Source organism: Aeromonas sp. QDB68 (genome assembly GCF_027707405.1).
GTDB classification, from domain to species: domain Bacteria; phylum Pseudomonadota; class Gammaproteobacteria; order Enterobacterales; family Aeromonadaceae; genus Aeromonas; species Aeromonas caviae.
This window is the reverse complement of the sequence record NZ_JAPCIQ010000095.1, coordinates 1-13,779: the sequence shown is the minus strand read 5'-3', so window position 1 is coordinate 13,779 and position 13,779 is coordinate 1. Positions and strand designations below refer to the sequence as shown.

11 protein-coding genes are annotated in these 13,779 nt (G+C 56.2%); 1 reads left to right on the top strand and 10 read right to left on the bottom strand.

The window, feature by feature from the left end:
* Positions 1–178: 178 nt before the first annotated feature.
* The 10 genes from PG892_RS18890 to sdhC form a co-directional block, all read right to left on the bottom strand.
* Complete coding sequence (locus tag PG892_RS18890; protein WP_270825693.1) at positions 179–841, bottom strand: DUF4435 domain-containing protein; 663 nt, start codon at positions 839–841, stop codon at positions 179–181.
* On the bottom strand, positions 838–2,130 hold the full coding sequence (locus PG892_RS18885) for an AAA family ATPase (protein ID WP_128345782.1): 1,293 nt from the start codon (positions 2,128–2,130) through the stop codon (positions 838–840). Before PG892_RS18885 ends, PG892_RS18890 begins: the two co-directional genes overlap by 4 nt.
* Positions 2,131–2,373: 243 nt before the next feature.
* Complete coding sequence (sucD, locus tag PG892_RS18880) at positions 2,374–3,246, bottom strand: succinate--CoA ligase subunit alpha (protein ID WP_005300222.1); 873 nt, start codon at positions 3,244–3,246, stop codon at positions 2,374–2,376.
* Positions 3,246–4,412 (bottom strand): ADP-forming succinate--CoA ligase subunit beta, encoded by a 1,167-nt coding sequence (gene sucC, locus PG892_RS18875; RefSeq protein WP_270825692.1) that lies wholly within the window; start codon positions 4,410–4,412, stop codon positions 3,246–3,248. The genes sucD and sucC overlap by 1 nt, the downstream gene beginning before the upstream one ends.
* A 106-nt stretch (positions 4,413–4,518) precedes the next feature.
* Positions 4,519–5,712 (bottom strand): 2-oxoglutarate dehydrogenase complex dihydrolipoyllysine-residue succinyltransferase, encoded by a 1,194-nt coding sequence (odhB, locus tag PG892_RS18870; protein WP_042863770.1) that lies wholly within the window; start codon positions 5,710–5,712, stop codon positions 4,519–4,521.
* An 86-nt stretch (positions 5,713–5,798) separates the two neighbouring features.
* Positions 5,799–8,609, bottom strand: a complete 2,811-nt coding sequence (sucA, locus tag PG892_RS18865; protein ID WP_039040079.1) for a 2-oxoglutarate dehydrogenase E1 component — start codon at positions 8,607–8,609, stop codon at positions 5,799–5,801.
* 114 nt (positions 8,610–8,723) lie between these two features.
* Positions 8,724–9,440, bottom strand: a complete 717-nt coding sequence (locus PG892_RS18860; protein WP_010674497.1) for a succinate dehydrogenase iron-sulfur subunit — start codon at positions 9,438–9,440, stop codon at positions 8,724–8,726.
* A gap of 17 nt (positions 9,441–9,457) precedes the next feature.
* On the bottom strand, positions 9,458–11,224 hold the full coding sequence (sdhA, locus tag PG892_RS18855; RefSeq protein WP_042015499.1) for a succinate dehydrogenase flavoprotein subunit: 1,767 nt from the start codon (positions 11,222–11,224) through the stop codon (positions 9,458–9,460).
* A gap of 1 nt (position 11,225) precedes the next feature.
* Positions 11,226–11,570 (bottom strand): succinate dehydrogenase, hydrophobic membrane anchor protein, encoded by a 345-nt coding sequence (gene sdhD / locus PG892_RS18850; protein ID WP_010674495.1) that lies wholly within the window; start codon positions 11,568–11,570, stop codon positions 11,226–11,228.
* Positions 11,564–11,953, bottom strand: a complete 390-nt coding sequence (sdhC, locus tag PG892_RS18845; protein WP_128343870.1) for a succinate dehydrogenase cytochrome b556 subunit — start codon at positions 11,951–11,953, stop codon at positions 11,564–11,566. The genes sdhD and sdhC overlap by 7 nt, the downstream gene beginning before the upstream one ends.
* 423 nt (positions 11,954–12,376) lie before the next feature.
* Here sdhC and PG892_RS18840 point away from each other — a divergent pair, with 423 nt between their 5' ends.
* Positions 12,377–13,663: a citrate synthase gene (locus PG892_RS18840; RefSeq protein ID WP_010674492.1), complete on the top strand. Its 1,287-nt coding sequence runs from the start codon at positions 12,377–12,379 to the stop codon at positions 13,661–13,663.
* Positions 13,664–13,779 lie beyond the last annotated feature (116 nt).

The window sequence follows — 13,779 nt, the reverse complement described above, 5'->3', positions numbered from 1 at the left end:
ATGTTATTCACGCTGGCCAACCTGTTTCGGGCGGACCAAATGATACGTCAGTGGGAGAGATCTCACTAAAAACTGGGGATAACGCCTTAAATGGCGAAGAAACGGTCTAAATAGGCTGATTCAAGGCATTTACGGGAGAAAAAAATCGGCTCAAACATGAAGAAATGAAATGACTGAGTCAGCCGAGAAGAATTTCCCCGCTTATTCGCACCTTCCCTAATATTCGTTTAACCTCTTTAAATGATATGGGGAATTTTGAAGTTACATCATAATTAAATCCATTTACACCCCCTTTTTTACTAATAGGGAACAAACCATTACCAAAATACTGGGCAATAATATTAGCCCGATTAATTATGCATAGCCTACCCAATGAGCGACTACATTTTTCCTTGACAATCTCACTGGCCTGTTGATAATCCAAACTAATAGCTTCTATTATTTCATCGCATAGTTTAGGAGACCAGAAATCATTTTCCCAACTATAGCCATGAGTAACAATTAATTTACTCGTCACAATACGTGAGAACAACACCCCATCATAATCACGATCGATAACAGCATAAGATTTATCTATGCTTTTCCTTAATATTAAATCGTGGTAATCAAGAACATTTTTCTTACAACCAACAATCTTTATTTTAATTTTATTAAACGGCGAAAAAACTTTAAACAATGCAGTATAAAAAATGACATCAAATACTTTATCTATATCCTTGTCTTCAACTTCAACTTGCGAGTTGTCTTGTGGCAACAACCGACCTTCTATATATACTATAATTTCTGAATCATAAAACTTATTATAGTTTTTTAATCCGCTAGCTGTCCGAGAAAATGTCATAAAACAATCTTCTCCATATCAATTATAGCATCTTGATTAACACCTACGATATCAGGAGAATGGGTCGCAAAAATAATCTGAGCATTAGGGTTTAATTTTGTAATTGCTCCTGTTAACTGTTCTTGCCATATAACATGTAATGATAATTCAGGTTCATCTGCTATATATATGACGGATTTTGAATGTTGCAACAATGCTTCACCAAGAATAATCAACAATTGTTTTTCGCCGGATGACAATTCATCAAGGCCAATTCCTCTGTTGTCTTTTGTATGTACTATTAATTCATTCTTATCAGATACTGAGAACTTTTTTCTTCCACCAAACATAGAGTTCAGTAAGCTAATGAAATTATCTCTTTGTTTAAAAATACTTGCCTTTTTGGCTTGTAATATTTCATAGTCTGCAACTAGAGTATGCACTCGCCAAGAGTTATAAATTACTGCAAAATCATCTACAACAATTCCTTTTAGGTTATCCTTTTGCCTAACCTTATCCAATCGTTGGAAATGCTCATTTAATTTTTTCACGTAGAATCTATTTTCAACACCTAATACATCGAATACCTCAATTAAGGTTTTCCGTTCTTTATCAATATCTATAGATGCTGAGAATTGAAAAATGGCATTTGCCCCCTCATTGTTAATAAGGGCAAGGAAGCTTTTCTTCTGAAACTCGATTGTATGATCAGAAAACTGTTGAGATAGTAGTGAAAAATACCTGACTAGCTCATTATTCAGATCGACTATTTTATGATCAATTGCAGAAGAAATTCTTTTCTCAACATCTCGTTCTCTGTTGTAGACATTATCTGCTCGATTAACAGACAGCCAAGATACTTTAATCAGCTCATTTAATAGTATATTAATCTCAGTCATACTATGTGTATCATAATTAGGATGCCGTCGTTTATATTGGCGATTAGCATCTTTTATATCAAAAAAAAGGCGTTCAAATCTCGAGTCACAACTTATAATCACTGGTGGCTCTTTAGCTGCCTTTTTAATTTCATATGTTATAGTGCCATAGTCAAAATTAGACTCTTTGGATACACGAATACTTGGTCGTTTAGAGCCAGCGACTTCTTTCAATTTTATATCAACACTATCAAACTCAATCCTTAATAATTTTTCAAAATCAAGTGTTAGTACTGCTGCAAGTAAATTTATTAGTGTCGTTTTACCTGTACCGTTAACACCAATTATGAAATTCGTCTTGTCATTAAAACTAATATCAATATCTTGATTACCCCAGAGATTTCTAATATTTACGGATGTTATAGTATTCATTATTACCTCGCGTATAAGTATATATATATTTGAAATGAAAAATATTAATATGCAATATCTTAAGCAAATTTAGCAATCCAGTAAACACTTCTTGTTGAACAGTTAAAGTTAACATTAACGTTACCTTAAGTGCTTAGCGAGAGGTGAAAAGAGCTGACTATTTTGCACATTTATTAAAAGCATTTTCTATAAAAAAGCCGCCCATCGGGCGGCCTTTTATTAGAGGTAACGGGCTAACAGAAATTACCAGCCGGTCACTTCACGCAGGGCCTTGCCGATATCGGCAAGCGACCGCACGGTTTTCACGCCGGCATCTTCCAGGGCGGCAAATTTCTCGGCCGCGGTGCCTTTGCCACCGGCGATGATGGCGCCAGCATGACCCATGCGCTTGCCAGCCGGAGCGGTGACGCCCGCGATGTAGGAGACCACCGGCTTGGTGACGTGGGCCTTGATGTAGGCTGCCGCGTCTTCCTCGGCGTTGCCGCCGATCTCGCCGATCATCACGATGGCTTCGGTCTGCGGATCGTTCTGGAACATCTCCAGGATGTCGATGAAGTTGGAGCCCGGGATGGGGTCGCCACCGATACCGACGCAGGTGGACTGGCCGAAGCCCTCGTCCGTGGTCTGCTTGACCGCTTCATAGGTCAGGGTGCCGGAGCGGGAGACGATGCCCACCTTGCCCGGCTTGTGGATGTGGCCCGGCATGATGCCGATCTTGCACTCACCCGGGGTGATGACGCCCGGGCAGTTGGGGCCGATCATCCGCACGCCGGTTTCCTGCAACTTCACCTTGACGTCCAGCATGTCCAGGGTCGGGATGCCTTCGGTGATGGTGACGATGAGCTTGATGCCGGCATCGATGGCTTCCAGGATGGCGTCCTTGCAGAACGGCGCCGGGACATAGATGACGGAGGCAGTGGCGCCAGTGGCTTCCACGGCGTCACGGACGGTGTTGAACACCGGCAGGCCCAGGTGGGTGGTGCCGCCCTTGCCCGGGGAGACGCCGCCGACCATCTGGGTACCGTAGGCAATGGCCTGTTCGGAGTGGAAAGTGCCCTGACCGCCGGTAAAGCCCTGGCAGATCACCTTGGTGTCTTTGTTGATCAGAACGCTCATTATTTGACCTCCGCTGCTTTTACCACTTGCTGAGCTGCGTCAGTCAGACTCGTTGCGGCGATGATATTGAGGCCGCTGTCGGCCAGTTTACGGGCACCCAGTTCGGCGTTGTTGCCTTCCAGACGCACCACCACGGGCACTTTCACCCCCACTTCCTTGACGGCGCCGATGATCCCTTCCGCGATCATGTCGCAGCGCACGATGCCGCCGAAGATGTTGACCAGCACGGCTTGTACCTTGCTGTCGGAGAGGATGATCTTGAACGCCTCGGTCACCCGCTCCTTGGTGGCGCCGCCGCCGACGTCCAGGAAGTTGGCCGGTGAACCACCGTGCAGGTTGACGATGTCCATGGTACCCATGGCCAGACCGGCGCCGTTGACCATGCAGCCGATGTTGCCATCGAGCGCCACATAGTTCAGCTCCCACTGGGCGGCGTGCGCTTCACGGGGGTCATCCTGGGACGGGTCATGCATCTCGCGCAGCTTCGGCTGGCGGTACAGGGCGTTGGCGTCGATGTTGATCTTGCCGTCCAGGCAGTGCAGGTTGCCCTTGTCGGTGATGACCAGCGGGTTGATTTCCAGCAGGGCGAAGTCGCAGTCCAGGAACATCTGGCCCAGACCCATGAAGATCTTGGTGAACTGCTTGATCTGATCGCCGACCAGACCCAGTTTGAAGGCCAGCTCGCGGGCTTGATAAGGCTGCGGACCTACCAGCGGATCGATGGCGGCTTTGTGAATGAGTTCCGGGGTTTCGTGGGCGACTTTCTCGATCTCCACGCCACCTTCGGTAGAGGCCATGAAGACCACGCGGCGAGAACCACGGTCAACCACGGCGCCCAGGTAGAGCTCCTTGGCGATGTCGGTGCAAGATTCCACCAGGATCTTGGTGACCGGCTGACCGTTGGCGTCAGTCTGATAGGTCACCAGGTTCTTGCCGAGCCAGTTCTGGGCGAAGGCACGGATCTCGTCCTTGCTCTTGGCCAGCTTGACGCCGCCCGCTTTACCGCGGCCACCGGCGTGGACCTGGCACTTGACGACCCAGGTGTTGCCGCCAATCTTGTCGGCCGCTTCGGCCGCTTCCTGCGGGGTGGCACAGGCATAACCTTCGGAGACCGGCAGGCCATACTCGGCAAACAGCTGTTTTGCCTGATATTCATGCAGATTCATAGATGCTCTATCCGTGTTGTAGGTATTTCCGTCCGGGGCTCGTGTTTCTCAATCCCCTGTGAATGGGGGCCTGGGCGGCCCCTCGTTATCTTTCAGTCACGCTTGCTCAGACATCCAGCAGCAGACGGGTCGGGTCTTCCAGGAGCTCCTTGATGGAGACCAGGAAGCCCACTGACTCGCGGCCGTCGATGATGCGGTGATCGTAGGAGAGTGCCAGGTACATCATCGGCAGGATCTCGACCTTGCCGTCGACGGCCATGGGGCGGTCCTGGATCTTGTGCATGCCCAGAATGGCGCTCTGGGGCGGGTTGATGATGGGGGTGGACATCAGGGAGCCGAACACGCCACCGTTGGTGATGGTGAAGTTGCCGCCGGTCAGTTCATCCACGGTCAGCTTGCCGTCACGGCCCTTGCCGGCCAGGTCTTTGATAGCCTTCTCGATATCGGCCAGGCTCATGTTGTCGCAGTCACGCAGCACCGGGGTCACCAGACCACGGGGGGTGGAGACGGCGATGCTGACATCGAAGTAGTTGTGGTAGACGATGTCGTCACCGTCCAGCGCCGCGTTCACTTCCGGGTAGCGCTTGAGGGATTCGACCACGGCCTTCACATAGAAGGACATGAAGCCGAGCTTGATGCCGTGCTTCTTCTCGAAGATCTCGCCGTACTGCTTGCGCAGCTTCATGATGGGCGCCATGTTGATCTCGTTGAAAGTGGTCAGCATGGCGGTGGTGTTCTTGGCCTCCAGCAGACGCTCGGCGATGCGCTTGCGCAGACGGGTCATGGGCACACGCTTCTCGGTGCGACCGGCCAGCGGGGCAACCGGTGCGGCAGCCACGGGAGCGGCAGCAGTCGGCGCAGCCACGGGAGCCTTGCCCAGATTCTTGATGAAGGCTTCCACGTCTTCCTTGGTGACACGACCACCCTTGCCGGTGCCGGTCAGCTTGGCGACGTCGATGTCGTGCTCGGCCACCATGCGGCGCACGGAGGGGCTCAGGCCATCGGCAGCGTCATCGGCCACGGCTTCCACCGGCTTCTCGCTGGTCGCTTCACCGGCAACGGGGGCCGGCTTGAGCATGGCGATCAGCTGGCGGGAGAGCACGGTCGCCCCTTCGCTCTGCAGGATGTCGCCCAGTACGCCGGCTTCCGGCGCGGGCACTTCCAGCACGACTTTATCGGTTTCGATGTCAACCAGCACTTCGTCACGGGCAACCAGATCACCCGGTTTCTTGTGCCAGGTCGCGATGGTGGCATCCGCCACTGATTCCGGCAGGTCCGGTACCTTGATCTCGATAGTCATGTAATCAGTTCCTTGTTACTTCTTGGCCAGCAGGCTTGTTCCAGGTCAGAGAGGGTCCCGACACGGGCCCTCTCATCCACAACTCGTTATTCCAGGGTAAGGGCGTCTTCCACCAGGGCTTTTTGCTGCTTGGCGTGGACGGACATGTAACCGACGGCCGGTGAAGCCGACGCCGGGCGACCGGCATAACGCAGACGGGCATGGCTTGGCAGCACGCTGTCGTAGTGATGACGGGTGCTGTACCAGGCGCCCTGGTTCTGCGGCTCTTCCTGACACCAGACGAAGTCGGTGACGTGGGCATAGTCGGCCAGGATGGCGCGCACTTCCTCTTCCGGGAAGGGGTAGAGCTGCTCGATCCGTACCAGGGCCACGTCCTGCTGCTCGGCCTTGCGACGGGCATCGAGCAGGTCGTAGTAGACCTTGCCGGAGCAGAAGACCACGCGCTTGACGCCTTTGGGATCCAGCGCATCGATTTCGCCGATGGCGTTCTGGAAGGTGCCCTCTGCCAGCTCTTCGAGCTTGCTCACCGCCAGCGGGTGGCGCAGCAGGGATTTGGGCGTCATCACGATAAGCGGACGGCGCATCGGGCGCACCACCTGGCGACGCAGCATGTGGAACACCTGCGCCGGGGTGGAGGGCACGCACACCTGCATGTTGTGCTGAGCGCACATCTGCAGGTAACGCTCCAGACGGGCGGAAGAGTGCTCCGGGCCCTGACCCTCGTAACCGTGGGGCAGCAGCATGGTCAGGCCGCACATCCGGCCCCACTTCTGCTCGCCGGAGGAGAGGAACTGATCCACCACCACCTGGGCGCAGTTGGCGAAGTCACCGAACTGGGCTTCCCAAATGGTGAGGCCGGCCGGTTCCGCGCTGGCGTAGCCATACTCGAACGCCAATACCGCGTTTTCGGTCAGCACGGAGTCATAGACTTCAAACGGACCCTGCTCGTCATGCAGGTTGCACAGCGGGGTGTAGGTGCTGGCATCGGTCTGGCTGTGCAGCACGGCGTGGCGATGGAAGAAGGTACCACGCCCGGAGTCTTCCCCGGTGAAGCGAATGCGGGAGCCCTTGTCCACCAGGGTGGCGTAGGCCAGAGTCTCGGCAAAGCCCCAGTCCACCAGCTTCTCACCGGCGGCCATCAGGCGACGGTCTTCGTAGATCTTCTCGACCTGGCGTTGCAGCACATGGGTGGCCGGGTACTGGCTGATGCGCTCACCCAGGGCCTTCAGATGATCCATGGGCACAGTGCTGTCATAGGCCATGGCCCAGTCGTGACCCAGATACGGCGTCCAGTCCACGGAGTGCAGCTCCATGGGGCGCCACTCCTTGCTCACCCGCTCGCCCCGATCCAGGGTGTCGCGATAGTCGTTGACTAGCGTGGTGGCCAGCTCCGGCGCGATGGCTCCTTCGGCGATCAGCTGATCGGCGTAGATCTTGCGCGGGGTCGGGTGCTGCTTGATCTTCTGATACATCAGGGGCTGGGTCGCGCTCGGCTCGTCAGCCTCGTTGTGGCCGTGACGACGGTAGCAGACCAGCTCGATCACCACGTCGCGCTTGAAGGTGTTGCGGTAATCCAGGGCAATCTGGGTCACCAGCACCACGGCTTCCGGGTCATCCCCGTTGACGTGCAGCACAGGGGCCTGCACCGCCTTGGCGATGTCGGTGCAATATTCGGTGGAGCGCAGGTCACGGATATAGGAGGTGGTGAAGCCCACCTGGTTGTTGATGACGATGCGCACCGTGCCGCCCACGCCATAGGCACGGGTCTGGGACATGTTGAAGGTCTCGGCAACGACCCCCTGCCCCGCGATGGCGGAGTCACCGTGGATGGTGATGGGCAGGACGCTGGAGCCGTCCTTGTCACCGCGGCGGTCCATACGGGCACGCACGGAGCCGATGACCACGGGGTTGACGATCTCGAGGTGCGACGGGTTGAAGGCGAGCGCCAGGTGGACGTTGCCGCCCGGGGTGGCGAAGTCGGAGGAGAAGCCCATGTGGTACTTCACGTCCCCTGTGCCCCAGGATTCGCCGTGCTTGCCGGCGAACTCGTCGAACAGGTCCTGAGCGCGCTTGCCCAGTACGTTGATGAGCACGTTGAGGCGACCGCGGTGGGCCATACCGATGACGGCTTCCTTGCAACCCTGCTCACCGGCGCGGCGAATAAGCTCTTTGAGCATGGGCACCATGGCATCGCCCCCTTCCAGGGAGAAACGCTTGGCCCCCGGGAACTTGGCACCCAGGTATTTTTCCAGCCCTTCGGCGGCGGTCAGGCTCTCGAGGAAGCGAGTCTTCTCTTCAAGGGTATAGTTGCCCTTCCCTTCGATGGATTCCAGCCTGTCTTGCAGCCAGCGCTTCTCCTCGGTGGAGGTGAGGTGCATGTAGTCGGCGCCGATGCTGCCGCAATAGGTTTTCTTCAGCGAGGCATACAGATCGGAGAGCACCATGGTCTCGCGACCGATGGCGTAGGAGCCCACATTGAAGGTGGCCTCCATGTCTGCACCTTGCAGGTTGTGGAAGGCCGGGTCCAGCTCGGCGACCGGCTCGCGCTGCCACAGACCCAGGGGGTCCAGGTTGGCGTTCTGGTGACCGCGGAAGCGGAAGGCGTTGATCAGTTGCAGTACGCGAACCTGTTTGGCATCCACCTGGGGATCGGAGACGGGAGCGCTGTAACGGGAGGAGTCCTTGGCCAGGCGGCGGAAATAGTCGCGAACCTGGGAGTGGGGTTGTTCTACTGCATGTCCGTTGACCTGGGGCAGCGACTGGAACAGGCTGCGCCATTCGTCGGCAACGGAGTCGGGGTTTTCCAGGAAGGATTCGTACAAATCCTCAATGTAGCTTGCATTCGCACCAGCCAGGTGAGATGACTCCAACCAGGCCTTCATCACGCCGTTATGCATTTCTATCCCTTGTACATCTTGTTCGCTGCACTGCAGCTTGTAGGGTCATAGCCATCCCGGGGCGGGATGGCTATCCAGAGGTCGGGCCCGGCGCAAGGCGCCCTGGCCCTGGTACTACACGGCCCGATTGAGCAACATCGACTTGATCTGACCGATGGCCTTGGTCGGGTTCAAGCCCTTGGGACAGACGTTCACGCAGTTCATGATGCCGTGGCAGCGGAACACGCTGAAGGCGTCATCCAGGTTGCCCAGTCGCTCACTGGCCGCAGTGTCGCGGCTGTCCGCCAGCCAGCGATAGGCGGCGAGCAGGCCGGCCGGACCGATGAACTTGTCCGGGTTCCACCAGAAGGAGGGGCAAGAGGTGGAGCAGCAGGCACAGAGTATGCACTCGTACAGGCCATCCAGCTTGGCGCGCTCTTCGGGGGATTGCAGGTGCTCACGCACGGGCGGCAGTTTTTCGTCGTTGATGAGGAAGGGTTTGACCTTCTCCCACTGGGTGTAGAACTGGGTCATGTCGATCACCAGATCCCGGATCACCGGCAGACCGGGCAAGGGTCGAATGACGACCTTGCTGCCCTTCTTCAAGAGATCGGAGAGCGGTGTGATGCAGGCCAGACCGTTCTTGCCATTCATGTTGAGACCGTCAGATCCACAGACCCCTTCGCGGCAGGAGCGGCGGAAGGCGAGCGTGGGATCCAGCTCCTTGAGCTGGATCAGTGCGTCGAGCACCATCATGTCGGAACCTTCAGGAATATCAAGACGATAATCCTTCATATACGGGACGTTATCAACGTCCGGATTGTATCTGTAGACAGAGAATGTGACGTTCATTGTGCTTGGCTCCGCAATCAGTAAGTCCGGACCTTGGGCGGGAACGCCTCACGGGTCTTGGGTGACATGTTGACAGCGCGACGGGTCATGGACTCGGTGTCCGGATGATAGAGGCTGTGGCACAGCCAGCTCTCATCGTCACGCTCCGGGAAGTCGAAGCGGCTGTGGGCGCCACGACTCTCGGTACGGAAGTTCGCCGCCACCGCGGTGGCATAGGCGGTCTCCATCAGGTTGTCCAGCTCCAGGCACTCAATGCGCTGGGTATTGAACTCCTTGGAGGTGTCGTCCAGACGGGCGTTCTTGAGACGCTCGCGGATGAGTTTCAGCTCGGCCAGCCCTTCTGCCATGGCATCCCCTTCCCGGAACACGGAGAAGTTGTTCTGCATGCAGCGCTGCAGGTCCTTGCGGATCTGGGCCGGGTCTTCCCCGTCACGGTTGTTTTCCCAGCGGTTGAAGCGCTCCAGCGCCTTGGCGATGTCGGCGTCGGTGGCTTCCGCGCCGTGCTCCATCGAGCCAAGGGTCTCCACCAGGTGCATGCCGGCAGCACGACCGAACACCACCAGATCCAGCAGGGAGTTGCCACCCAGACGGTTGGCACCGTGCACGGAGACGCAGGCGATCTCGCCTACCGCGAACAGACCGACCACCGGCACGTCGTTGCCATCCTTGTCCTGGGTCAGGCACTGGCCGTTCACGCTGGTCGGCACGCCGCCCATCATGTAGTGGCAGGTCGGGATGATGGGGATGGGCTCTTTGACCGGATCCACGTGGGCGAAGGTGCGAGAAAGCTCGCAGATACCCGGCAGACGGGATTCCAGTACCTCTTTGCCGAGGTGATCCAGCTTGAGCTTGATGTGCGGGCCCCAGGGACCGTCGCAGCCACGGCCTTCGCGGATCTCGATCATGATGGAACGGGCCACCACGTCGCGACCGGCCAGGTCCTTGGCGTTCGGCGCATAACGCTCCATGAAGCGCTCGCCGTCCTTGTTCAGCAGGTAGCCGCCTTCACCACGGCAACCTTCGGTCACCAGTACCCCTGCCCCGGCGATACCGGTGGGGTGGAACTGCCAGAACTCCATGTCCTGCACGCCGACCCCGGCGCGCAGCGCCATGCCGACGCCGTCACCGGTGTTGATGTGTGCGTTGGTGGTGGACTGGTAGATGCGACCGGCGCCGCCGGTGGCGAGCACGGTGGCCTTGGCCTTGAAGTAGACGACTTCACCGCTCTCCATGTCGATGGCGGTACAGCCGACGATATGACCATCCTGGTTCTTCACCAGATCCAGGGCATACCACTCGGAGAAGACGGTGGTCTTGTTCTTGACGTTTTGTTGATACAGGGTGTGCAGCAGGGCGTGACCGGTACGGTCGGCTGCCGCCGCAGTGCGGGCAGCCTGCTCGCCGCCGAAGTTCTTGGACTGACCGCCGAACGGACGCTGGTAGACGGTACCGTTATCAAAGCGGGAGAAAGGCAAGCCCATGTTCTCCAGCTCATAGATGGCCTCGGGGCCGGTCTTGCACATGTATTCGATGGCTTCCTGATCACCGATGTAATCGGAGCCCTTGACGGTGTCATACATGTGCCACTGCCAGTTGTCGTCGTGGGCATTGCCCAGGGCGACCGTGATCCCGCCCTGGGCGGAGACCGTGTGGGAACGGGTCGGGAAAACCTTGGATAACAGGGCGCAGCTCTTGCCGGACTGGGCAATCTGCAGCGCGGCGCGCATACCGGCGCCACCGGCACCGATCACGACCGCATCAAATTCACGAGTTGGAATAGTCACCTTACACACCCCACAGCACGACGAAACCCGTCATCACATAGACAAACAGCACCACCACCAGCACAAACTGCAGCGCACCGCGCAGTCCGACCGGCTTTATATAGTCGGTCAGCACCTGCCATAGACCGATCCAGGCGTGGATCAAGACGCATACGAGCGTCAGCAGGGTGAAGACCTTGGTGAAGGTGTTGGAGAAGAAGCCGGTCCACACCTCGTAGGTGATGTCGTTGAACGCGACAAAGCCAACCAGATAGAGGACGTAGCACGTCATGATGAGGGCGGTGGCGCGGATCAGGATGTAATCATGAACACCGCTGCGCCCGAAAGTTGCAGAATTGGTTACCATACCAGTACCCCCGCCAATACCGCCAAAACCGCGGTGATCACGAAGGCCACACGGGCACTCTGATTACCGGATTCCAGCTCTTCCCAATAGCCCATGTCCATGACCAGGTGCCGCAGACCGCCCACGATGTGGTAAGCCAGCGCGGTCAGGATCCCCCACAGCACGAACTTGACCAGGAAGTTGTCCATGATGGCAACAACCGATTCAAATCCTTCGGGAGAGGCGAGTGAAGTACCAAGCATCCACAGCAAGATGGCCAATGCCACAAAGGTGATGACCCCTGAGACACGATGCAAGATGGAAGCGATGGCGGTGACAGGAAAGCTGATCGTCTGTAGGTTGAGGTTTACAGGTCTCTGTTTGTTTTTCACGGCTTTGCCCACTCAGCTCCATTGAGCACGTTAGTTATTGTTTTCACACGCTTTGAGGGCGAGGAGTGGCATTTGTTAGGTTTTTGTTACCAAAACAACTCAGGAAAGCCAAAAATAACATTTTCGATATCACATCTGGCTTTGCGAAAGCGTTTCAAACACCGACGACCATCACCCACGTGGCGCAGTATATCGGCGGCCTTAACCAATGACAATCAAATAGCTACACAGAAAATCCAAAACCGTAAACCAGATCTCACAACAGCTTTAACAAGTCATTAATGATCATCCAGCAAAATTGACAAAGACATGGTTCTCTGGTTCAAATAAGGCGCTCCAGCCGCCGTGGTACGGGTAAGAACCTTTGCCAGCGTCATAACAGTCGTAATAAAGTAGGGCTGGAACCAAATTATAAAAGAGCAAAGGAGACGTGCTATGGCTGATAAGATAGCCACCCTACATCTGCCCGGAAAAGAGCCGGTTGAACTGCCGATCCTCTCCGGTACCGTTGGACCCGATGTGATCGATGTCAGAAAGCTGGGCACGCAAGGATATTTCACCTTCGACCCCGGCTTCATGGCCACCGGTTCTTGCAAATCTTCCATCACCTACATCGATGGCGACCAGGGCGTCTTGCTGCACCGCGGTTACCCCATCGCCCAGTTGGCCACCCAGGCCAGCTACCTCGAAGTCTGCTACATCCTGCTGTACGGCGAGGCCCCCACCAAGACCCAATATGCGGAATTTGAACGTCTGGTCACCCGCCACACCATGGTGCACGAGCAGATCGCCTTCTTCTTCCGCGGCTTCCGCCGCGACGCCCACCCCATGGCCGTTATGTGCGGCGTGGTCAGCGCGCTGTCCGCCTTCTATCACGACGCCCTCGACATCAACAACGAGGAGCATCGCGAGATCTGTGCCTTCCGTCTGCTCTCCAAGATGCCGACCCTGGCCGCCATGTGTTACAAGTACTCCATCGGCCAGCCCTTCATGCAACCGCGCAACGCCCTCTCCTATGCAGGCAACTTCCTGCACATGATGTTTGGCGTGCCGACCGAAGAGTACAAGGTCAACCCCATCGTCGAGCGCGCCATGGACCGCATCTTCACCCTGCATGCGGATCATGAGCAAAACGCCTCCACCTCCACCGTGCGTCTGGCCGGTTCTTCCGGTGCCAACCCGTTTGCCTGTATCGCCGCAGGGATCGCCTCCCTGTGGGGCCCGGCCCACGGTGGTGCCAACGAAGCCTGCCTCAAGATGCTCGAAGAGATTGGCTCCGTGGATCGCATCCCCGAGTACATCGGCCGCGCCAAAGACAAGAACGATCCGTTCCGTCTGATGGGCTTCGGTCACCGGGTTTACAAGAACCACGATCCCCGTGCCACCGTGATGCGCGAAACCTGCCACGAGGTACTGACCGAGCTGCAGATCAAGGATCCGCTGCTGGACGTGGCCATGGAGCTGGAACGCATCGCGCTGTCCGACCCCTACTTCATCGAGAAGAAGCTCTACCCGAACGTGGACTTCTACTCCGGCATCATCATGAAGGCCATCGGCATCCCCATGTCCATGTTCACCGTGATCTTCGCCATCTCCCGTACCATCGGCTGGATTGCCCACTGGAACGAGATGCACTCGGACCCGGATCAGAAGATCGGCCGTCCCCGTCAGCTCTACACCGGTCAGCCCCTGCGCGAATTCGTGCCCCTCGACCAGCGCTGAGCCCGATCTGTCATGGTTTGTTACAAAGGCGGTCATTGACCTAATGCCGATCAGTTAAGGATCCATTGACCGATCCTCAGGCTGTGTAAGAATCCGAAACTCCTTGTTGGGTTTCG